General features: G+C 61.4%; 23 protein-coding genes, 1 tRNA gene and 1 pseudogene. 16 read left to right on the top strand and 9 right to left on the bottom strand.

Features of this window, described 5'->3' with window-relative positions:
- Positions 1-5 precede the first annotated feature (5 nt).
- The 4 genes from DM480_RS13335 (at position 6) to DM480_RS18560 (ending at position 1,774) form a co-directional block, all read left to right on the top strand.
- Positions 6-827, top strand: a complete 822-nt coding sequence (locus tag DM480_RS13335) for a carbon-nitrogen hydrolase family protein (RefSeq protein ID WP_115379760.1) — start codon at positions 6-8, stop codon at positions 825-827.
- Positions 824-1,261 carry a DUF1178 family protein gene (locus DM480_RS13340; RefSeq protein ID WP_115379762.1) on the top strand — a complete coding sequence of 146 codons (438 nt, stop codon included), beginning with the start codon at positions 824-826 and terminating at the stop codon, positions 1,259-1,261. Before DM480_RS13335 ends, DM480_RS13340 begins: the two co-directional genes overlap by 4 nt.
- A 64-nt stretch (positions 1,262-1,325) precedes the next feature.
- Positions 1,326-1,402, top strand: a tRNA-Arg gene (locus tag DM480_RS13345).
- A gap of 39 nt (positions 1,403-1,441) precedes the next feature.
- The gene (locus DM480_RS18560; RefSeq protein ID WP_232834004.1) at positions 1,442-1,774 is read left to right on the top strand and encodes a hypothetical protein; all 333 of its coding nucleotides are present in this window, start codon (positions 1,442-1,444) and stop codon (positions 1,772-1,774) included.
- 195 nt (positions 1,775-1,969) lie between these two features.
- Here DM480_RS18560 and DM480_RS18880 read toward each other — a convergent pair.
- Positions 1,970-2,392: pseudogene (locus DM480_RS18880) on the bottom strand (recombinase family protein); the annotation flags it as partial.
- On the opposite strand from DM480_RS18880, the gene DM480_RS18565 reads away from it, so the two are divergent.
- A complete protein-coding gene (locus tag DM480_RS18565) occupies positions 2,273-2,539 on the top strand; it encodes a hypothetical protein (protein ID WP_115379764.1) in 267 nt (88 codons plus the stop codon). The pseudogene DM480_RS18880 and the gene DM480_RS18565 sit on opposite strands and share 120 nt — an antisense overlap.
- Positions 2,540-2,665: 126 nt before the next feature.
- Here the strand turns inward: DM480_RS18565 and DM480_RS13360 are convergent, their stop codons facing one another.
- Positions 2,666-2,995, bottom strand: a complete 330-nt coding sequence (locus tag DM480_RS13360; RefSeq protein WP_157968799.1) for a recombinase family protein — start codon at positions 2,993-2,995, stop codon at positions 2,666-2,668.
- 327 nt (positions 2,996-3,322) lie between these two features.
- Here DM480_RS13360 and DM480_RS13365 point away from each other — a divergent pair, with 327 nt between their 5' ends.
- Positions 3,323-3,655 (top strand): hypothetical protein, encoded by a 333-nt coding sequence (locus DM480_RS13365; protein ID WP_115379767.1) that lies wholly within the window; start codon positions 3,323-3,325, stop codon positions 3,653-3,655.
- Here DM480_RS13365 and DM480_RS13370 read toward each other — a convergent pair.
- The 5 genes from DM480_RS13370 to DM480_RS18320 all read right to left on the bottom strand — a co-directional run bounded on the left by DM480_RS13370 (position 3,631) and on the right by DM480_RS18320 (position 7,388).
- Positions 3,631-4,254, bottom strand: coding sequence for a hypothetical protein (locus DM480_RS13370; protein WP_115379769.1), 624 nt, complete (start codon positions 4,252-4,254; stop codon positions 3,631-3,633). The genes DM480_RS13365 and DM480_RS13370 overlap by 25 nt on opposite strands.
- A gap of 122 nt (positions 4,255-4,376) precedes the next feature.
- The gene (locus tag DM480_RS13375; protein ID WP_115381344.1) at positions 4,377-5,150 is read right to left on the bottom strand and encodes a hypothetical protein; all 774 of its coding nucleotides are present in this window, start codon (positions 5,148-5,150) and stop codon (positions 4,377-4,379) included.
- Positions 5,143-6,009, bottom strand: a complete 867-nt coding sequence (locus tag DM480_RS13380) for a hypothetical protein (protein WP_115381342.1) — start codon at positions 6,007-6,009, stop codon at positions 5,143-5,145. Before DM480_RS13380 ends, DM480_RS13375 begins: the two co-directional genes overlap by 8 nt.
- 76 nt (positions 6,010-6,085) lie before the next feature.
- Positions 6,086-6,397: a hypothetical protein gene (locus tag DM480_RS13385; protein WP_115379771.1), complete on the bottom strand. Its 312-nt coding sequence runs from the start codon at positions 6,395-6,397 to the stop codon at positions 6,086-6,088.
- A 739-nt stretch (positions 6,398-7,136) separates the two neighbouring features.
- A complete protein-coding gene (locus DM480_RS18320; RefSeq protein ID WP_198665835.1) occupies positions 7,137-7,388 on the bottom strand; it encodes a hypothetical protein in 252 nt (83 codons plus the stop codon).
- A 27-nt stretch (positions 7,389-7,415) separates the two neighbouring features.
- Between DM480_RS18320 and DM480_RS13395 the strand changes: the two genes are divergently transcribed.
- The 3 genes from DM480_RS13395 to DM480_RS17960 all read left to right on the top strand — a co-directional run bounded on the left by DM480_RS13395 (position 7,416) and on the right by DM480_RS17960 (position 13,341).
- Positions 7,416-7,859, top strand: a complete 444-nt coding sequence (locus DM480_RS13395; protein WP_115379773.1) for an HNH endonuclease family protein — start codon at positions 7,416-7,418, stop codon at positions 7,857-7,859.
- Between the two features lie 695 nt (positions 7,860-8,554).
- Positions 8,555-12,751 carry an RHS repeat-associated core domain-containing protein gene (locus DM480_RS13405; RefSeq protein ID WP_115379777.1) on the top strand — a complete coding sequence of 1,399 codons (4,197 nt, stop codon included), beginning with the start codon at positions 8,555-8,557 and terminating at the stop codon, positions 12,749-12,751.
- A gap of 23 nt (positions 12,752-12,774) precedes the next feature.
- Positions 12,775-13,341: a hypothetical protein gene (locus DM480_RS17960; protein WP_125471532.1), complete on the top strand. Its 567-nt coding sequence runs from the start codon at positions 12,775-12,777 to the stop codon at positions 13,339-13,341.
- 33 nt (positions 13,342-13,374) lie between these two features.
- Here the strand turns inward: DM480_RS17960 and DM480_RS13410 are convergent, their stop codons facing one another.
- Complete coding sequence (locus tag DM480_RS13410; protein ID WP_198665836.1) at positions 13,375-13,962, bottom strand: hypothetical protein; 588 nt, start codon at positions 13,960-13,962, stop codon at positions 13,375-13,377.
- 40 nt (positions 13,963-14,002) lie between these two features.
- Between DM480_RS13410 and DM480_RS18325 the strand changes: the two genes are divergently transcribed.
- From DM480_RS18325 to DM480_RS13425, 5 genes are all read left to right on the top strand, one after another.
- Positions 14,003-14,395, top strand: a complete 393-nt coding sequence (locus DM480_RS18325) for a hypothetical protein (protein WP_198665837.1) — start codon at positions 14,003-14,005, stop codon at positions 14,393-14,395.
- Positions 14,396-14,467: 72 nt separating this feature from the next.
- On the top strand, positions 14,468-15,163 hold the full coding sequence (locus DM480_RS13415; protein WP_232834209.1) for an RHS repeat-associated core domain-containing protein: 696 nt from the start codon (positions 14,468-14,470) through the stop codon (positions 15,161-15,163).
- An 8-nt stretch (positions 15,164-15,171) separates the two neighbouring features.
- A complete protein-coding gene (locus tag DM480_RS17965) occupies positions 15,172-15,477 on the top strand; it encodes a hypothetical protein (protein ID WP_125471534.1) in 306 nt (101 codons plus the stop codon).
- Between the two features lie 1,983 nt (positions 15,478-17,460).
- A complete protein-coding gene (locus tag DM480_RS13420; protein ID WP_115379781.1) occupies positions 17,461-17,841 on the top strand; it encodes a hypothetical protein in 381 nt (126 codons plus the stop codon).
- A gap of 5 nt (positions 17,842-17,846) precedes the next feature.
- Positions 17,847-18,086: a hypothetical protein gene (locus DM480_RS13425; RefSeq protein ID WP_115379782.1), complete on the top strand. Its 240-nt coding sequence runs from the start codon at positions 17,847-17,849 to the stop codon at positions 18,084-18,086.
- Here the strand turns inward: DM480_RS13425 and DM480_RS13430 are convergent.
- Complete coding sequence (locus DM480_RS13430) at positions 18,083-18,568, bottom strand: hypothetical protein (protein ID WP_115379784.1); 486 nt, start codon at positions 18,566-18,568, stop codon at positions 18,083-18,085. The genes DM480_RS13425 and DM480_RS13430 overlap by 4 nt on opposite strands.
- A 755-nt stretch (positions 18,569-19,323) precedes the next feature.
- Here DM480_RS13430 and DM480_RS13440 point away from each other — a divergent pair.
- Positions 19,324-19,665 carry a TrbC/VirB2 family protein gene (locus DM480_RS13440; protein WP_157968800.1) on the top strand — a complete coding sequence of 114 codons (342 nt, stop codon included), beginning with the start codon at positions 19,324-19,326 and terminating at the stop codon, positions 19,663-19,665.
- Between the two features lie 123 nt (positions 19,666-19,788).
- Positions 19,789-20,073 (top strand): TrbC/VirB2 family protein, encoded by a 285-nt coding sequence (locus DM480_RS13445; RefSeq protein WP_115381347.1) that lies wholly within the window; start codon positions 19,789-19,791, stop codon positions 20,071-20,073.

The raw sequence follows: 20,073 nt of genomic DNA on the forward strand, positions 1-20,073 counted from the left end.
TCGCCATGCGGATCGCGCTCCTGCAGATGACGAGCGGCATCGATCCTGCCGCCAATGCGCGCGTCCTCACCGATGCGGTGGCCGAGGCGGCGGGGCGGGGCGCGGCGATGCTCTTCACCCCCGAAATGTCGGGCCTGCTCGATCGCGACCGCGCGCGCGCCGCCGCCGCGATCCGCGAGGAGGGCGAGGACATCGTGCTCGCCGCCGTTCGCGACGCCGCGGCCCGGCACGGCCTGTGGGTCCATCTCGGCTCGCTCGCGGTGCGGCGTCCCGACGGGCGGCTCGCCAATCGCGGCTTCGTCGTCGACGCCGACGGCAACCTCCGCGCCCGCTACGACAAGCTGCATCTGTTCGACGTCGACCTGCCCACCGGCGAAAGCTGGCGCGAATCGGCGAGCTACGCGCCGGGCGGGGCGACCGTAGTGGTCGACACGCCGGTCGGCGCGCTGGGGCCGAGCATCTGCTACGACCTGCGCTTCCCGGCGCTTCATGCGGCACTCGCTGACGCGGGCGCGACGCTGCTGTCGGTGCCGGCGGCCTTCACCCGCCCGACCGGCGAGGCGCATTGGCACGTCCTGCTGCGCGCCCGTGCGATCGAGAATGCCTGCTTCGTCGTCGCCGCCGCGCAGACCGGCACGCACGCGGATGGCCGCGCGACCTACGGCCACAGCCTCGTCGTCGATCCCTGGGGAGAAATGCTGCTCGACATGGGCGAGGCGGCGGGCGTCGGCATCGCCGATCTCGACCCCGCACGGCTTGCCGCGGTGCGGGCGCGCATCCCCGTGCTGGCGCATCGCCGGCCCGTGCCGGTTCCCTCGCGCGCATGATCGTCTTCGACCTCCGCTGCGCCGCCGGCCATGTGTTCGAGGCGTGGTTCGCCTCGAGCGAGGCCTATGCGACGCAGCGCGCCGCGGGGCAGGTCGCCTGCCCCCTGTGCGGCGACACCGCGGTCGACAAGGCGGTGATGGCGCCCAACATCCCCGCCAAGACGAACCGCCGCCCCGACGCGCCGGACGTGTCCGTGGCCGGCGTCAAACAGGCGCTGCGCGCGCTCGCCGACGCGCAGGCGCAGGCGCTCGCCAAATCCACCTGGGTCGGCGCCGATTTCGCCACCCATGCCCGCGCGATGCATGCCGGCGACGAACCCGACCGCCCCATCCACGGCCAGGCGAGCCGGTCGGAGGCGAAGGCGCTGATCGAAGAGGGCGTGCCGATCGCCCCGCTGCCCCTTCCGGTGATCCCGCCGGACGCCAGCAACTGACGCCGGCCTCGTCGTCGCTCGCCGATTGACCCGGCTCGCCCGCGAATCTAGGAACGGCGCCGTTGCCCCCGTAGCTCAGCCGGATAGAGCGACGGTTTCCTAAACCGCAGGTCGGAGGTTCGAGTCCTCTCGGGGGCACCACTCTCGGTCAGAACTGGGCACCGCCGCGAACGTGGCGGATTGGCCCTTGCAAGCGGCGATTTCCAGGGCGGCTTTCGATCCAGCGATGACGATCTCGTTGTCGCTGACCGTAACCCTGGAGACCAAGAGGCGCACGTAGGCGCGGCGCATCGTGCTGTTCTCGGCCATGAGCTGAGTGCCCAGCGCATCCCCGAAGCGTTGGAGCGCCGCGTCCGTGATCTCGTGCGAGGCGCCGCCAAGCTGCCCGGCCAGACTGTGCTCGGTCTCAGAGAGGGCGGCAATCGAGGCATTGGCTTCGGCGAGCTTCGTCGCGAAGATCGGGTCGCGCGCGCTCATCATGCCTTCTTCGACGATCTCGAGCAGCCGGCGTAGCCGCGTCTCCGCTGCGATCCGCTCACGGCGGACACGGTCGAGATCCTCGGCACGCCGCTGTCTGGCTGCATCGGAGCGGTCGAGGACATCGGCGAGCAACTCGCGCAAACGGTCCGGTGCCAGCACACGCTGGAGAAGGCCTTCCAGCACGATCGCATCGAGCGCATCCTCGCGGATCGCCTTGCTGCCGCACACCAGGGCACCGGCTGTCGCCTTGCGGTTGCAGACGTAATAGCGATACTGGCCGCCCTTGCCGCTGCGGATCACCATGCCGGCGTTGCACCCGGCGTGCCCGCAGGTCGCAAGTCCACCGAGCAGCACGGGCGAGTTGGTGATCCGTGTCGGCGTTACGCGCGGCGCCGCCCTGGACCGGATCGCGGCTACACGGGCCATCACGTCCGGCTCGATTATCTTCGGACAGGCGACGACGATCTCGTCGGCAACGGCCGGGACCACACCGTTATCGTCGCGGGTGCGGTCGCGATAAGAGCCCGCATAGTGCTCGCGCGTCAGGATGCCGTCGACGTTGCTGTGGTAGAACTTCCTGCCGCGAAAGCTGTAGCCGTGGTCGTTGAGATATTTCGCGATCGCGCGCGTGCCCATGGGCTGGCCGACCAGGCCAACGCAGGCGAGCTGCACGGTCAGGCGGACTACCGCTGCCTCGTCGTCGCGGATGAACAGCTTCTTGCGTTCTTTGCGTCCATCGACGCTTACCACGCGCGACTCATACCCGAACGGCACTATCCCACCGTTCCAATAGCCTGATTGCGCGTTGCCCCGACGGTCGCGGCAGGTGAACGTCGATGCGTCGTTGGCGTATTTCTCGTTCATCACTGCGATGAACCCGCGCATCATGCGACTGTTTGGATCGTCACCCATGCCCTCGATCACCTAGATCAGCTTCACGCCGGCTTCGGTGAGCTTGTGCTGCGCGGTGACCTGGGTGAGCAAGCGCCGGGTGAACCTGCTCAGCGCATAGACCATGACGACGTGCACCGGACGGGCGGGGGGCGTCGCCAGCGCGATCATCCGGTCGAACTGCCTCCGCTGCAGCTTGCGGCCCGAGACGTTCAGCTCCTCGAAAACCTCGACGACCTCGATGCCCTCGCGTTCGCACAAGGCGCGGCAGGCGGCCTCCTGCGCTGCGCTGGAGGCGTTGTTGCCGCCTTCGTCGTCATTGCTGACCCGGAGATAGATGAAGGCGCGGTACCCCTCTGTCACAATCGGTTCTCCCAAACATTCACGCGATCACGGGGCGAAGATGTCGGAGAGCGCGGTTCCAAGAAACTGGAGGATGAGATTGCTTTCGTCGGACAGCACCGGCAACCGCTCCGGCAAGTCGGTGCGGACCTGCTGCGCTGGCCAAGGGCACCCTGCGGCGATGCTCCGCGAAACCGCAGAGCCTGCGTGTGCCTCTTTCCTTTCCAGCTGCCCATCCATGGCGTGGGCGTCCCAGCCGGGGCGGCCCCGTAGCTTGGGACATTCTCAAATTTCCCCTTGGGGGCAGGGGATAAGTGATCCGGATGGAATCATGAAAAGGAAGCTGGAATGTCGATCATCATCATGCTGACGATCACCGTGCTCGGCTGGCATGCCGCCAACGCTGCCGCGCGCTTGCTGGTGGAGGCAATCGCAACGGTGGTGGGCATCGCGCTGTTTGCCAAAGCAGCCGGAATCCACCGCCGGATGCTGGCGATGCGAGGCCAGTGCGGCGGCCTTGATCGCGACGCTCGTCCAAGCCGTTCCGAGCGACGGCTGATGGCGGCTAGCCTCGAGCTCGCCATCCGCCAGACCGAGCTCAGAAGCCTGTTTCCGCAGGTCGGTCTGCGCTGCGAACGCCTGGTTTCTGTCTGGCATCACGGGCGGGTCAGGACGCTCTGACCAGCATCGGCCCACGTCAGCCGGTACGGCACGGAGCCGGCTGCCACGATCATTGTCTGGCCGAAGTAGGAGGTCACCGCATCCTCGACATCCACGATCAACCACCCGCGGCCGCGCCAGGCTGGGTGATCGACGATCTCCTCGAGCTTCCGGCCGATGCAGCTCGCGGCAATCGTCTCGGGCACGGCTTCGTCGAGTTGGACGCGAAGCTCGCCAAACCGAGTCTCGAGCCAGAGGGGTCCGATCCTTGCCTCCAGCTCGAGCGCGTGGTCGACCACCTGGATCGCCACGAAGTCGCCGTTCGACCGACGAATCTTGTGTTCGTACATGGATGGCGGGGAGATCAGGGACGGCGAGATACCGCTCATGTAATAGCGCAGCAGATGCCCCACGGCTGCGCGATTGAAGAGGGGCCGCGGCGATCGGCCATGCCGGATCTCATCGGGCACAATCAACGCCAGGGCACCTTCCGGCGTCAGCCCGTCGGCGGCCAGCAGCGAGATCAGGAGCGGCGAAGCAGAGCGGATGCAAGCGGTAAGCTTCGCCCGGAACGCGGCCGTCACCGCCGCAGCGCGCGCCGCTTCGATCTTGGTAAGCATTGCTCGCGACCTACGACGGGCTCTCTGGATGCGCTGCCGATCAGTATCGGTCGGCGCATCGGACATGGCCGGCCGGTCCGCCGGGTCGAACTTGGTGCTGACTAGACCTCGACGTTTCTTCGTCATGTCGACAGGCCGCCCGCGCCGACGATCAGCGACAGCAGGTGGCTGGTGAGCGCGTGGGCGCCCTTGCGATGGGCGAGCTCACCCCACTCGTCCCAGCGGTGCACCCGCTCCGCCAGCCAGATAAACAGGTCGTCACGCGGGGTAGCGTCGGCAAAAGAGTGTGACCAGGCGACGTAGCGCGTCGGCATCCTTGCACCTGCGGTGATGCCGGTTAACGTCACGAGGTGCCGAGTGCCGACCCTCTCACGCGCGAACACGTGACGGCGGAAGCCTACCTCCCGCTCGAACGTGAGCAACGCGCGTTCACGCGCCTCTGCGTCTGCTCCCTTGGCGGCCGTGACCGCCGCGACCACTGCTCGCATCGGCAGCCCCTCGAACTCGGGCTCGCGGGTCGCTTGCAGCATCATCAGGACCGACCGACCCAGCGCGCTCAGCGGCGCTTCCAGCGTGGCGCGCCCATGCGACGGCTCGATCATGCCAATGTTGGCGAGCCAGCATCGATAGAACCGCGAGAACATCATGTCGCCCTCGAAGATGTCGTGCATGCTCTCCCGAGCCGACATGCCCTCCCGGATCGAGGTCATGACCCGCAGCATCAGCTCGTGCTGATCGAGCGCCTCATCTGCGCTCGGAAGCTTGAGCTCGCCTTCCCAGAAGGCGTCCCGAACGCTCCGCCAGGTGCGCCCCTCCGGATCCTCGAACCCAGCGGAACCGGCACGCAGCCACCAGCCCCACGGCAGCTCGCCAAGGTGACGACCGAACTCAACCACGACCGCCTCGGCGGCGGGGATCGAGGCCGATCGGGGGCGGGCCGTCGCGCGGAGGGATCGCTCCACCGTCGGCGATTGCGCGCAGCTGCGCGGCGAGCGCGACCGTCTCCCGGACCACATAGGCGTCGTCGCGATAGGTGCGAGCGAGTTCCGAAGAGGACGAGCGAGCGGACCTCGGAGCGTCACCGGGGACAAGATCGTAGGCGTGATCGCACCGGAACCCGAACCACCAGGCGTGCGGATCGCCGACGCGGTGGTCGGTGGCGTGCTTCAGCGGTTCGAAACGGGGCGGCGCGACGCGGACGTGACAGATGCGACGCACCTCAGTAGCGAGGTACCGCGCCGCCGGGCTGGGGCCGTGCTCGCACAGCCGCGAATATGTCAGCCCGCCATGCACCTCGATGCCGATGTCAGGCGGAACCGCGTCGTGATCCCAGCCCCACAGCGGGTGATCTTGCGGGATGCCGACATAGCCGCTGAGGAAGCCGAGGTGGCGATCACGCAGCATGATACAGTCATAGCCGCTGGCGTCATCGCGCCAGCTGACCTTGTCCGCCTCGCCCAGCCATCGTCCTTCGCCCTTGGGCTGAGATGCGCGGTCGTAGAACACCTCATCGGCAGGGACGATGTAAGTGTCGGTCGCGTAGGCGCGGCCGGTGACGCGAACGACGTCGTCCTCTCCCATCATCTCGCCGCCGCTGCCAATCAGCTTGGCGACGGCGAGCTCGGATCGAAGGATGGGCAGCAACGTGTCCGAGGTTGCGGGCAGAACAGCGGGCGTCGCGACCTTGCGCTTGGCAGGGGGCTTGCGCCCGCCGGCTGGAACGAGGGCGGTGGATGTGCTGGGCTTCTTGGCCATGTCGATCACCTCGACGACTTGATGGTTTGGGGAATGGTGCGGACGTTGCCAGGGCAGCGCGGGCGACGGCGATCGATTAAGGAGCGCCGCTAAGGAGCGCGGCATCGCGGCCATCGCACTCGGTGACCGGGTCGTTCTCCCCCGGATGCCAAGTGACGACGCGAAGCTCGCGGCAGAATGCGCGCAGGCCCTGTCGCGCGGCGCGATACCACATCGCCTTGGGGCAGGTGGCGCAGGCAGGCAGCGGCTGGGGAAACTCGCCGGGCCCGGCCGCGCCGAGGATCGGACCGATCGGTCCGTTCAGGTCCGGCCGGTCGTGGCCGCCCGCAGCCGACAGATTGCCGGCCGAACTGCCGATGTCGTGATTGTTCCTGTCCTTCTCGGACATGGCGCCGCTCCTCGAAAGGAACGGCCACCTGGCAGCCATTCAGGAGATCCCGCCGATGATCGGCGAAAGTCGAAGGCGGTGATCCTCCCGCATCCGAACTCGCATTGCCGGATGGCAAGCGGCGCGCATCCGGTGAAACCGGAATGGTCGACTCGCCTCACGCGGCGCTGCGCGTGGACCGGGCTTTGGACCATGCATCGCCTGGCGGTGCCTGCGAACTCCACCCCTATACGATTTACTGTCGGTAGCAGCAAGCGCGCCGACGACAGATAGCGTCTCAAATCGAGACTTGCCGGAACGCGATGTGGCTTGGCAGCTTAGAGCAATGTCTGAAAGCGCTCCGGCGAGAGCGCATCAATGCCTGTGCCGCTCCCTTGGGAAGTTAATCCAGGTGGGGCTAGCCGTGTTGTTTTGGTGGATGCACGAACCCGCTGCGCGGGAGGGCGTGCGGGACACGGTTGAGGTGATGTAACGGGCGTTGCGCGCCGGTTGAGCGTTTCGGGTGGCAGGCAGAGCATCGGGGTTCCACGAAAGGAGCCCTGCCATACGATCCTTGCACCGGTTGTTGCCGTCAGCCCGTTACGCCAGCGTCTTATCGACGAGATGGATCTGCGCCGTTTCGGCCACGAGACGCAGCGCAACTACATCCGCGACGTCGGCCGGTTACCGCCGAAGCTGTGCGTAATATCGACCGTTTCTCCACGGCACGTATCGAAGGTGCGAACGTTGGGCACGACGATCAGCGGCGCGCCAAGCTGTTCGACCGTCGGGGCCGATCGCGTGTCGCTGATCGATGCGAGCAGTGATAGCCAGGCAGGGGCGTCCAGTGTAGACCGTAGCCCAGGGTCCACAACGTGCCAATATTCGACAGTCTTTCCGCGGCGACGGTCGCGTTGGCCGACAGCGCAGCGATCGACGTGAGCGACGGCGTCGCGGCCCCTGCGATCGGCAGGTCGATGTTGGGCTGGAAGCTGGCGGTGTCGCGCTCCACTGACCCTACCCGCATCGATGCACCCAGTTGGGATCGGCTGCTGACGTCGCGCGTCGCGACGCCCGATCGCAGACTGAGCGACGCGGCCCCTGCCGGCAGGGTGAAGGGCGATCCGAGTGCATTGACGAGTTCGGCGACTTCAGCGGGAATTGGACGCAGCGTCTTGGCAACCTCACGCTCGTCGAACAGGATATCAACTCCTCTCTCGGGAATCGGCCGTTTTCCACGAAGCGGCAGTTCTATGGCCAGTCCCAGCTGCTCCTGACCCGTGCGATCGCCGAGAAAACCAGCGCGGGGGTGAACACGCGCATCAGCGCCGCGGTAGCCGACCTCGAGTCCTTTTTCAGGTGGACGCCTGAGGAGATCGAGACCCGTCAGATGCAGCTGGCAACGCTGGCGGCCGCGGTCTGGGACGTCCCGGCTCCGGCGCCCGGTTCATCGCTGGCGCCGCCCGTAGCCGAAGCGATCTGATCGCGGCGGGATTCTGGCTCTGGTTGAGTCTCAGCCTTAGGTCTTCCGCCATCATCACGATTCATCTCCTGAAAAAGTACCTCGCCATAGGCCCTTATAATTACTCCACAGTGGTTCAATATTTTGTGTTTGCCAGCGATGTCCGGATGTGACTACACAACATCAGAAGTAATAGATTTCATGCTGCCTATATAGTTCGCAGAATCGAGTTATGTTGCTGATATCAACAGATATCGTGTGGGCCTGCATCCGTCATGGGAGGGTGTGGCAAATGAGACGCAAGGCAATTGTAACTGTCGTCGGCGCAGGGATCGCGACCTCGCTGCTTGTGGGCGCTGTGATGGCTCGCGCTTCCGAGACTATCAATTATAGTTATGACGCCAAGGGGCGTCTGGTTAAGTTGATCCGCTCTGGTTCGGTGAACAACGGTGTCATTAGTGAATATTCGCATGACAAAGCCGACAATAGAATACGTGTCAGAACGATCGGGGCACCATAGCGGAGCCTACATTTTTAGTTAGGTTCAGTCCGTAACTGCGCCGGAGGGGTGGTTTATAGCGAAGACAGCACTAGTAGAATCCACATATCGAAGACTGAAAAGCGCAGCATATTTTTGGCCAGGCGTTGCTCTTGGTCTCTTAACGGTAGGGAATGCTGAACAGAAATTTTATCGGATCAGTAAAGGGAGTTGATCGATGGTTTTTGGGGATTGGTCAAGGAAGGCTTTCCTGCTGACAGCAACGGCGATTGGGCTGTGCGTAGGGATTGCTGATGCTTGTGCGCAGTCTGCAAATATCCCGCCTCCTCCAGTCCGGGAGCCCGTCGATGAAAATGGCGTTGATGTCAGCAGGGGGTTATATCCTTTATCAACTATCGACCTGAGCATTGGTGGTGAAAAGCAAAGAGGATTACGGTTCGGCCTTGAAAACACATTGGCAGGCTGGCGGCCATCCAGTGCCGGCACGCTCAATCGCTATGGGGCGGCTCTGATTGTAACGATCGATGGCACGTCAAAGAGCTTCCAAGATAATGGAGGCTCATATACCTCATTAGAGGGAGATGGTTCCACGCTTACATTGCAGGGCGACACATGGACATTCGTGTCTAGAGATGGTGCTATTGCTACGTTCCAATCAACCGCTAGTGATCCCACATATTATGGATCGTTAAGGTCGGATACCGGATACATTCAATCTCTTGTCTATCCCAATGGAGAAAGAAAAGATTTCTATTACAAATTCACGAATTATTGCAGTGGAGGCTATGAGGACAATTTTGATGGGCCGTCCTGTCCCTATGGATCAAAGGCCGTTATACGTCTTCAAGCGGTGGTAAGCAGCGGCGGGTATTTGCTAAAATTTAGATATGCCAACAACTCTTCTGGTTCAATTACGCGCGATGATTACGACAGCTGGTCTAAGCCTACAGTCGTCGGCGCCTACAATCTAAAGAACGTGACGTGTCATCCCGGCGCTGATGACTGTCCAGGAAGCAACGCGATGCTCCAAGTCTCGTACAGCGAGGCTTACGCCGGCGCAACTCAAGTTCTGTCGGTGACGGATGCCGCAGGCCAGGTTACCCGCTACACACGAGACGGCGGACCGGGTGGCGCGTTGCGTATCACGCCGCCAGGCGCCACCTCCGACACGACCATAGTACAATTCGACCCTTCTGATTATAGGGTCCGTCAGATTACCAGGGATGGCGTCGCCCATACGTATTCGTATGCAAATAGTGGATCCAGTATCATAACGACGGTCACAGATCCGTTTGGTGGACAGCGCGTGTTCACGTCGAATCCCGATCTAGGCGTTGTTACCTCTATGAGTGATGAAGTTGGTCGAACGACCAGCTATTCATACGACGCACAGGGCAGACTGTTGCAAATGAGTTTGCCAGGGGGCAATACTGTATCGTATACATATGACGATCGTGGGAACATTGTCGAGCGGCGGGAGAAGGCGAAAGCTGGATCAGGACTGGCGGATATCGTGCAAACCGCGGCTTACTCGGCCTGCGGCAATGTAAAGACCTGTAATAAGCCGGTCTCCATCACGGACGCAAAAGGGCGCACGACCGATATTACGTATAATGAGACGCATGGCGGCGTCTCATCGATCGTGCTTCCTGCCCCAAGCGGTGGGGCGCCCCGCCCGCAGATAAGCTATGGCTATCAGGCTTTCCCTTCGTGGACAGTCAATTACGGGGCCGGGGGTACATCGCCTGCTCCCACCTATCTCCCCACAACAATTTCGGAATGCCGAACCAACACGACCTGCTCGGGCGGCCCTGACGAGCAAATAACGAGATTGACGTACCTTTCCCGGAATGATGGCGGTAACTTGCTGCCCTCTTCGACAAGCGTCGGCGCCGGTGACGGATCGGTGGTAGCAACGACGGCATTCGCCTATGATGATGTCGGGAATCTGACCGCTAGCGATGGTCCGTTGCCAGGCGCAGTCGATGTCACCAATTTCACTTATGATCCTCTGCGTCGAGTAACGGGCATCGTCTTTCCCGACCCGGACGGATCAGGGCCGCGGCAACGGCGCGCAAAGATGTTTCACTACTTGCCCAATGGTCTGGTCGATGCTGTCAGCGTCGGAACGACGGATGCAAACGGTGGCTCCTTCGCATCGCAGCAGCAGATTATGAGCAGCTTCGATGGCAATAACCGAAAGACCAAGGATGTCTTAGCCTCGGGCGGTACCACCTATGCCACAACGCAATACGGCTATGATGCTTTAGGCAGGTTGCAGTGCACGGCCTTGCGCATGGATCCGGGCCAGTGGAATGGCCAGACAGATGCTTGCACACCTCAGACCAACGGGCCGAACGGACCCGACCGCGTGTCGAAGCTCGTTTATGATGGCGCGGGGCAGGTAACGAGCCAATATTCCGCCGTCGGCACCGCTGATCAAGTCGAGGAAAAGAGCGGGTATACCGCCAGCGGCAAAGTTTCCAGCGTTACCGACGGCAATGGCAATGTGACGACCTATGCGTATGACGGGTTGGATCGACTATCGACGACCAGCTTCCCCGGCGGCAGTTTCGAGCAGCAAGGCTATGATGCGAATGGCAACGTGATTTCGAAACGCCTGCGCGATGGCCAGGTGATCGGTTACGGCTACGACGCGCTGAACCGCTTGGTGTCCAGGGACCGGCCGAACGGCGTTTACTGGGAGACGGACCAGTCCTATGCCTATGACAATCTCGGCCATCTGACGAGCGCGTCGGACAGCAACGGGCGGGTGCTGGGCTTCGGCTACGATGCCCTGGGGCGTCGGACGAGCCAGAGTGACAATTGGTACAGCCTCGGCAACGCGGCATTCCAATATGACAGCGCAGGCCGGCGGACGCGCTTTACCTGGGGCGACGGCAATTACGTCAGCTACGATTATCTCGCCACCGGCGAGATGAGCGTCATCCGGGACAGCGGCGGCAATCCGCTGATAACGTTCGGCTATGATGACATGGGGCGTCGGACCAGCCTGTCACGCGCCAACGGGACGGCGACGACCTATGCCTATGATCCAGCGTCGCGTGTGTCGGCGTTGACGCTGTCGGGCGGCAACCAGTCGAATGCGCTGACCTTCAGCTACAACCCCGCAGGCCAGATCACGAGCCGGTCGTCATCGAACGATGCCTATGCGTGGACGGGGGCATATAATGTCGATCGCGGCTACGGGGTCAATGCGCTCAACCAGTTGACGAGCGCGGGGGCGACGGGGCTGGGCTATGACGGTCGCGGCAATCTGACGGCGTCGGGCGGCACGGCCTATGGCTATACGGTCGACAATCAGCTGGCGACGGCGCCGGGCGCGAACCTTGCCTACGACCCGCTCGGGCGGCTGTTCAACATCACCGCCGACAATGGTATCAACACGACGCTGACCTATGACGGGGCGGACGTGATGGCGGAAACGAACCAGTCGAACGGTGCGCTGCTGCGCCGCTACGTCTATGGCCCGGGCAGCGACGAGCCGCTGATCTGGTACGAGGGCGCAGGATTTGGCGACCGGCGGTGGCTGCACGCCGACGAGCGCGGGAGCATCGTGGCGGTGACGAACGACGCGGGCAACGCGATCGCGGTCAACAGCTACGATGAATATGGGATTCCCGGCGCCAACAACATCGGGCGTTTCCAATATACCGGGCAAAAGTGGCTGCCGAGCCTGGGTCTCTACGACTACAAGGCACGGGCCTACTCGCCCACGCTCGGCCGCTTCATGCAGACCGATCCGATCGGTTATGGCGGCGGGCTCAACTGGTACAACTACGTCGGTAGCGATCCGATCAATGCGACCGATCCGAGCGGGCTGGATAAGGAATTCGGCTTCATTAGAATTAAGCATGACGGCGGTGTCTCCGAGAAGTATCGTGACATCGTCGTTACGGCCTTGCGAGATAGCAATTCCGCAGCCCTGTCAAACGCACCGGCTGCGGGTGTCGGCAGGCCGATGGCAGAAACTGGTGGAGATGCTTCTCCGCAAAGTGGCATCGAGGCAGGTGCTGATGCTGACATTGTCGTCACCGCTCGACTGCCCTCATGTGGCTTGTTGTGCAGAGTTGGTCGGGCGCTAGGAATTGGGCGAGTTGGCGCTCAGGGCGAAGCTGCGGTCCGTGCTCAAATCGACATAGGCCCAAAGGTGATGATCAATGTGGACGGTCAGGTTAGGTTCCCTGATGGTCTGAATGATACAACGCTGAGCGAAGTTAAGAATGTTGCTCGCCTATCCTATACTAGTCAGCTAAGATCGTATGTCACTTACTCGCAGGGCAATGGCTTGCAATTTGACCTTTATGTGCGCTCGTCAACGCGACTTTCGGCTCCGCTCTTGGGATTGCAGTCCCAAGGAGTAATTAGAATTACAAACATTCCAGGAATGTAGCCTGCATGTCTCGAAGCAAATCAATGACCCTTGCCGAGCACAACGCTATTTTAGCGGCTGACCCGGCATACGTGAAGATGAGGCAGGAGAAAGATGCCGCGTTAGAAAAGAAAGCGCAGCAACTTCGAGAGGATGCGTCTCCTCTGCTAGATGAGCTTCGGGAGGCGGGATGGAATGTTAAGAGCGCTTGGGATTTAGCCAACACAGCGACGCCTTACCCGAATGCCATTCCCATATTGTTGAACCATCTTAGAAAGCCGTATATCGATCGAAATCGTGAGGCGATTGCTCGTGCTCTTGCTGTTCCAGCTGCCGCCTATGCATGGCCAACTCTAAAAGAAGAATATAGGGTGGCTCCGGTTGACAGTGGGGTGAAGAACGGCCTGGCTGTTGCATTGTCAGCTATCGCCGGAGATAGCGTTATCGAAGAGCTTGTTGGGCTGGTGAAAGACCCCACTAACGGAGAAAGTCGGGTCCTTCTTCTTCAAGGACTGCGAAAATCTAGCTCAACAGCCGCCCGAGAGGCGTTGGCGGAGTTGGCTAGTGATCCTGCCTTGGCAAAGGAGATAGCATCCTGGACTCGCGCCTGAGTGAGTTGAGTTATCCGAGTTCTGTTAATTGCATCACCCGCCGATCGCCATCCCCGCGCCCCTGACGGGCGCGGGGTTGGCGATCGCCATGTCCGGCACCTTCATCGCCTCGTCGATCGCGCCCACCTGCGCGCCATCGCGGATACCGAGTGCCTCGGTGAGGTTGGCGCGGTTGTCGGTATAGACGGCCGCGCCGTGTCGGGCGCGACTGATCGCGACATAGACGGAGCGCGCATCGACGGTGTTGGCGCGGAAGCTCTCCAAGTGCGCCAAGACCAGATCGCACGTAGCGCCCTGGTTGGAATGGATGGTGCGAACCCACCCCGGCCGGAGATGCCGGTCGGCGAGGTGGGCGAGGTCGAGCATCTCGCGCCGCCCGTCCTCGCGCTGGATGACCATGCTGGACTCGGCGGGATCGATCGCGACCACCTCGGCGGTCTGCCCGTTGAGCCGATCTGCGCGATAGTTGTTGCGGGTGAACTGCACGCGGTCGCCGGCCCTGAACTCCTGCGGCACCTCGACGAACGCCTCGGCGACATCGGCGCCCCAGCGGGCGGGTTGCCAGTCGACGGACTTCGACTCGGCACGCTGCCGGGGACGCTTGTCGGGCCGCAGCCGCACCGTGCCGGTCGCGGGGACGACGGCCTCGACGTGGTGCCCGATGCCGGAGCGGGGCCGTTCCTTCTCGGCCTCGCGCCTGTCGGGTCTGACGGCGTCGGGCGGCACGGCCTATGGCTATACGGTCGACAATCAGCTGGCGACGGCGCCGGGCGCGAACCTTGCCTACGACCCGCTCGGGCGGCTGTTCAACATCACCGCCGACAATGGTATCAACACGACGCTGGCCTATGACGGGGCGGACGTGATGGCGGAAACGAACCAGTCGAACGGTGCGCTGCTGCGCCGCTACGTCTATGGCCCGGGCAGCGACGAGCCGCTGATCTGGTACGAGGGCGCAGGATTTGGCGACCGGCGGTGGCTGCACGCCGACGAGCGCGGGAGCATCGTGGCGGTGACGAACGACGCGGGCAACGCGATCGCGGTCAACAGCTAGGATGAATATGGGATTCCCGGCGCCAACAACATCGGGCGTTTCCAATATACCGGGCAAAAGTGGCTGCCGAGCCTGGGTCTCTACGACTACAAGGCACGGGCCTACTCGCCCACGCTCGGCCGCTTCATGCAGACCGATCCGATCGGTTATGGCGGCGGGCTCAACTGGTACAACTACGTCGGTAGCGATCCGATCAATGCGACCGATCCGAGCGGGCTGGATAAGGAATTCGGCTTCATTAGAATTAAGCATGACGGCGGTGTCTCCGAGAAGCAGCGTGACATCGTCGTTACGGCCTTGCGAGACGGCGGTGTCTCCGGGAGGCAGCGTGATATCGTCGTCACGGCCGTGCGAGCAGGCAATTCCGCAGCCCTGTCAAACGCACCGGCTGCGGGTGTCAGCAGGCCGATGGCAGAAACTGGTGGAGATGCTTCGCCGCAAATACTGGAGAACAGGACTCGAGATCGTGGACGTACTGCACGCCCCGATGGAACCCAAAATCCTAACAAGAAAATCAGGCCGCACCCAACTCGTCCTGGCTGGGTCATTGATAATAGCAAGAAGGACGGAAAGGGCATTGAAAGGCCCGCTCGTCTGGGTGAGCCGGGCTACAACGGACCGCCTGCCAACTTTACCCCCTTAGACCCGAATGGCGCTGACGTCCCATTTCAACAGCCACCGTCGACGGTAGCGCCAGCCGCTGGCCTCGGGCTGGGCGTTATCATCATTGGCGGGATCATAATTCTGCTTTCACCCGTGGGATTGTAGGTGTTGATATGTCTACAGACGCCGACTTAGATGCTTACACGAAAATTGTTGAAGCCCTTGATTGGGATCGGCCATCAGAGTTCGTCGACCGGCTACGAATGCTGGCTGATCGTGGTCAGATCGAGTCCATGAACCTTTTGGCAGTTCTGTTAGGCGACATCGATCCTGTCGGCGCTAAGAGCGAAATTCTGGAGCTATATAAAAGAGCCGCAGCCAATGGGTCGCTTGTAGCAGCGGAGAACTTGGCTATTCAGCAGCGGCAATGGGAAAATCCAAAGTCGCCGGACGATGAACGGCGGACCTCCAACTACTAGGGTTTTAGCCGCAAAAGGTAGACTGCGGAACGCGTTTACCCAATGGCAGGACAGTTGGTGACTATGTTAGAAGTCAGAGAGCGGCACTGCAAAGCGCTGCAGATGCAGCGATACAATCTGGCGGCAACCCGCTTCCTTCCGCAGCAGGAGCTATGGCATCAATTGCGTGGCCGAATGGACCGATAGACTTCAAAAATAATTTTCGTGGTCAGGCAGAAGCTGGGATGCTCGGTCGGGCAGGCAATTTTGCTTACTACGCAATCGGCACGGGCATCATCTCCAATGCTATTCTCGACGCCGGCGCTGGGGCTTATGCAATCTCGTCGGCTTTAAGAGGCCACAAATCTTGGTCCACACTCACTGGTCCAATGTTCTCAGACCAGAGCGCCGCATCAACTCGTGACGCTGCCCTCGCCTCCGGGGGGTGCCCGAGATGAGGGTTCTTCTTATGGCCATTCTCGGCACCCTGTTGAGCTTCCTGCCGGCGTGTAGTGGCAAACCGAGTGCGACGCGGTCGTACCGGAGTCCGTTGGCTGCATTGAGGGTTGTTGTAGAGGATTTTGGGGGCGATGGACCCTTATCTGCGGATACGACGCGCGTTTACGCAGTCCGCATTTTGAGAGAGAAAACTGTCAAACAGCTGATTGTGGAAGGAGAATACCTAGGTCTGTCGCGTGTTGAATGGATTAGCGCCGATCAGCTAACGCTATGCATTTCGTCCAACAGTATGACATCAAGCTTTTACAATAATGTAACGCTGAGTGATGGTGAAACGTCGTTGAAGGTTCATACGACACTGAATCAAAATTGCGCACATTAGTGCCGCAAAAGGAGGAGCCGACGCCCGCTCCCAAGCCAAGACCTAAGTATGATGCACGTGTAAACTACTGCGGCGGTGAGGGAGGCGCGCGCTTTCCCAACCAGGGGATCAACCAAGCGTGCTTCAACCATGACGTTTGCTATGATGGTTCGGGAACGCAAAGATCGACCTGCGATGCGGTTTTTGCTGGGGAAATCTGGGTACGAAGATTCTTGTTCAATATCCCTTCTCCCACTGCAGCCGCTGATGCGAGCCTGTGGTCGCTCATATACGGCTCATGCGTAGCCCTTCGTGGATAGCAGTTTTATGTTCCGAAGAAATAACATCCTCTTGTATTCGGTCGTATTTGTGGTTGGCGCCGCTATCATTGGAGCGTCCTGGGCTTATGGAGGGGGTCTTATACCTCAACAGCGTCCCGACGGCGTATCTGTGTACGATAGAGCAGGCTTCTATGTGGAGCTCGCTATACGGGTCGCCACCTTAATCAGCGGGATGCTTCTCCTAGCAATATTAGTGATGGCAAGACGTGATTGATAATCTTTGCAGCAAAATGATGACATTTTAGTGGCCGGCAATCGGGACGACCCACTTCTGCGACTACGACGCGTGCCTGATTACTGTGATGGCGCTGGCCTTATCATCCGGCGTTCCTGACAACGTCGGTGGCACCGACATATCCGGCCCATGCATGGAGGCATGACACCTGCTACGGCTCGGCCGCAGATCGGCCGACATGCGATAGCCGTTTCTACTCCGACATTCGTAATGTCTGCAAGCAACAGGGCGGTGGCGATTTGGCCTGCTCGGCTAAAGCTGAAATCTATTACCGAGGCGTCCGCTATTTCGGGTATTTCTTTTATCAAAGACGTGGAAGAAATCCACGATTTACTAGAGGCTAGAGGAATGGTCTGGTGCTACGTAGAAGCGTATACATAGCGCTTTTGGCGCTGTATTCCATCTTCGTGGTGCCAGTCGTTCTCGTCGGCATTGGCATGTCTGGAGGTCGCATTCTATCGCCGACTGGCTTCATGTACGATATAGCTGAGCTTGATCCTGCAATATTTCTGAGATTCGTGGCTTGGACTGTTGTTATTTACTTAGTCGCTGGAGCGACCTATCCATTCCTGCTTGTGATAAAAAGAGTTCGGGCGCGTGGGCAGTAGTTGCCGCAGAATGGCATCCTCAATCATGACATCGGTGCGGATATCGTCGTCCTGGCCAAGAAGGTGCCGAAGCCGGTTCACAACTTCATTAGCGACTGGGTCATTGACTATGACTGTGGCTTCGTCAGCAGCGCCAACTGCAGCGCATCCGACTATGTTGCCGCTTGCCTTCTGGTTACAGGCGTTGGCGTTGCAGAAAAGACTGCGATCGAAGGTGCGTCAAAGGGTTTCGCAAAATATGGCGTTGGTCGCGCAGGTCAGATTCGTTTCTTCGAGAACCGCTTGATCATCAGGTTGGATGTGAACAAGCCCATCACCCACCTCAATGTCGAGGGGAATATGTTTGGATTTAGATTTAACTTCCACCTTCCAAAAAGGTGATTGATATGATTGATGGTCGCATTCGCGCAGCAGTCATCGGCATCGTAGAAATGAAGCGAAATCGCCAAACCGTTGATTGGGATAAAATCGAAGCCGATGCGCTTTCTACAATAGGATATATCCACGAGCATGGGGTGGAGGTGGATAATCGCATCTACCACTTTCTTGAAGATGCCGATGCTAGGCGGAAAAGTTCCTCATATGCCCAGTATCAGATCGATGAGGTGCTCTCGCTGATGAGCTAGCCGCCGATCGCCATCCCTGCGGCCTTGACCGGCGTGGGTGTGGCGATCGTCGCCACCTTCGGCTGCGTCATGGTCTGATCGATCGCCCCCACCTGCGTACCATCGCGGATGCCGAGCGCTTCGGTGAGGTTGGCGCGGTTGCCGGTATAGACGGCCGCGCCGTGTCGCGCGCGACTGATCGCGACATAGACGGAGCGGGCATCGACGGTGTTGGCGCAGAAGCTCTCCAAGTGCGCCAAGACCCGATCGCACGTAGCGCCTTGGCCAGAATGGATCATCCGCACCCATCCTGGCCGGAGATGCCGGTCGGCAAGATGGGCGAGGTCGAGCATCTCGCGCCGCCCGTCCTCGCGCTGGAGGACCATGCTCGCGCCATGGGAGTCGATCGCGACCACCTCGGCGGTCTGCCCGTTGAGCTGATCGGCGCGATAGTTGTTCCGGGTGAACTGGATGCGGTCGCCGGTCCTGAACTCCTGCGGCACTTCGATGAAGGCTTCGGCGACATCGGCGCCCCAGCGCGCGGGCTGCCAGTCGACAGGCTTGGGTCTGCACGCTGCCGGGGGCGCTTGTCGGGCCGCAGGCGAACGGTGCCGGTCGCGGGGTCGACGGCCTCAACGCGGTGCCGGACGCCGGCGCGGGGTCGGCCCTTCTCCGACTTGCTGAGGACGACGATGTCGCCGGGCCGGTAGGAGGTGGCGAGCCGGGCTTGCGGCCGGGTCGCGTGATTCGAGGACGCTCGCGACCATGGCATCCTCGCCCGGCGTGCCGTCGGTGACGAGCGCGGCGCGGATGGCGTCGGTGAGTTCCTGCCCGCCCTGGCGGGTGGGGTCGAGCACCGGCGTCTTCGCGCGGTCCTCGCGGAAGAGCGCGGCGAAGTCGCGGGCGAGGACGGCCTGGTGGGTCTGGGTGTCGGGCTGCTCGACGACGCGGCCGCCCCTTCGTCGAGCGCCTCGAACGCGGCTTGGGCTTCCCCTTCGAGCACGGCATCCACGGCCTTGCAAATCCTCGGTTTAGACTGGCGGACGATTCTCTTCAGCCTGAGCGCCGCCATGGCAGCGTGCTGTTCTCGATACAGGCGCTCCCGGTCTCCGTCATGCCGAGCAGGTCGGCCTCGGCGATCAAAGCGGACGAGCGCTTGCGCGAAGAGTGAGGTGGTTAGATACCGCCATCAACCCAGCAGGCCCAAAAGATTTCGAACGAAGGTGTCGAGCCAATGATAATGCGAGACAGTGTCCTGGTGGCAGCCAATTGGGTCGAGCACATGTTGACCGGCTCGCTCGCATTGGCCGTAGCCACAATTGCCGTGGCAATGCTCGGGCTGGCTGTGATGAGCGGACGCGTTACCACGCGCCGCGGGCTGGAGGTAGTGCTGGGCATCTTCCTGATTTTCGGGGCGCCCGTGATCAGTGCCGGGTTGCTGCGGGCGCGTCCGGTTGAAGTCGGTCCAGCAGCGCCAAGCCTGCCTCGGCCAGGAGCGGTAACGACTGCGCCGCCGCGCGCGTCCGTTTATGATCCTTATGCCGGCGCATCGGTGCCGTCGATGCAAATGCGATCCGGTGACCTCGCGCCAATGCAGTGATTTGCGCCAGGATGATGCATTCTGAGCGCATGAAGAATTGACGGGTGTCGCCAAAGCGAGGACACAGTGTTCCACTGGTTCGGCGGGGGTTGGGTGGTGTCGATCAAGCGTATCGTAAGCGTCATGTCCCTGCTTGTCTGGCCAAAGGTCGCGCTGGCGCAGGACAGTTTCTCCGATCCCGCCGGCTCCGGCCCCATCGTCGGTGCGATGCAGTGGTTGCAGCATACGTTGCTCGGCACGGTGGCGACGGTGGTGGCCATCATCGCGGTTGCGTCGGTCGGTTTCCTGATGCTCACGGGCCGGATGAGCTGGCGCTACGGCGCGACAGTCATTCTTGGTTGCTTCATCCTGTTCGGGGCGGCGAGCATCGTCGGTGGAATCCAGGCATCGGCTGGCGGCGGCCTTTGA

Origin of the sequence: Sphingomonas sp. FARSPH, assembly GCF_003355005.1 — a bacterium.
In the GTDB taxonomy this organism is placed as follows: domain Bacteria; phylum Pseudomonadota; class Alphaproteobacteria; order Sphingomonadales; family Sphingomonadaceae; genus Sphingomonas.

What these genes read in the sequence shown, in the direction of transcription:
- DM480_RS13335 (WP_115379760.1), top strand. Translation starts at nt 6, where the DNA reads ATGCGGATCGCGCTCCTGCAGATGACGAGCGGCATCGATCCTGCCGCC.
- DM480_RS13340 (WP_115379762.1), top strand. Translation starts at nt 824, where the DNA reads ATGATCGTCTTCGACCTCCGCTGCGCCGCCGGCCATGTGTTCGAGGCG.
- DM480_RS13365 (WP_115379767.1), top strand. Translation starts at nt 3,323, where the DNA reads ATGTCGATCATCATCATGCTGACGATCACCGTGCTCGGCTGGCATGCC.
- DM480_RS13370 (WP_115379769.1), bottom strand. Translation starts at nt 4,254, where the DNA reads ATGCTTACCAAGATCGAAGCGGCGCGCGCTGCGGCGGTGACGGCCGCG.
- DM480_RS13380 (WP_115381342.1), bottom strand. Translation starts at nt 6,009, where the DNA reads ATGGCCAAGAAGCCCAGCACATCCACCGCCCTCGTTCCAGCCGGCGGG.
- DM480_RS13385 (WP_115379771.1), bottom strand. Translation starts at nt 6,397, where the DNA reads ATGTCCGAGAAGGACAGGAACAATCACGACATCGGCAGTTCGGCCGGC.
- DM480_RS13405 (WP_115379777.1), top strand. Translation starts at nt 8,555, where the DNA reads ATGGTTTTTGGGGATTGGTCAAGGAAGGCTTTCCTGCTGACAGCAACG.
- DM480_RS17960 (WP_125471532.1), top strand. Translation starts at nt 12,775, where the DNA reads ATGACCCTTGCCGAGCACAACGCTATTTTAGCGGCTGACCCGGCATAC.
- DM480_RS18325 (WP_198665837.1), top strand. Translation starts at nt 14,003, where the DNA reads ATGCCGGAGCGGGGCCGTTCCTTCTCGGCCTCGCGCCTGTCGGGTCTG.
- DM480_RS17965 (WP_125471534.1), top strand. Translation starts at nt 15,172, where the DNA reads ATGTCTACAGACGCCGACTTAGATGCTTACACGAAAATTGTTGAAGCC.
- DM480_RS13425 (WP_115379782.1), top strand. Translation starts at nt 17,847, where the DNA reads ATGATTGATGGTCGCATTCGCGCAGCAGTCATCGGCATCGTAGAAATG.
- DM480_RS13445 (WP_115381347.1), top strand. Translation starts at nt 19,789, where the DNA reads ATGTCCCTGCTTGTCTGGCCAAAGGTCGCGCTGGCGCAGGACAGTTTC.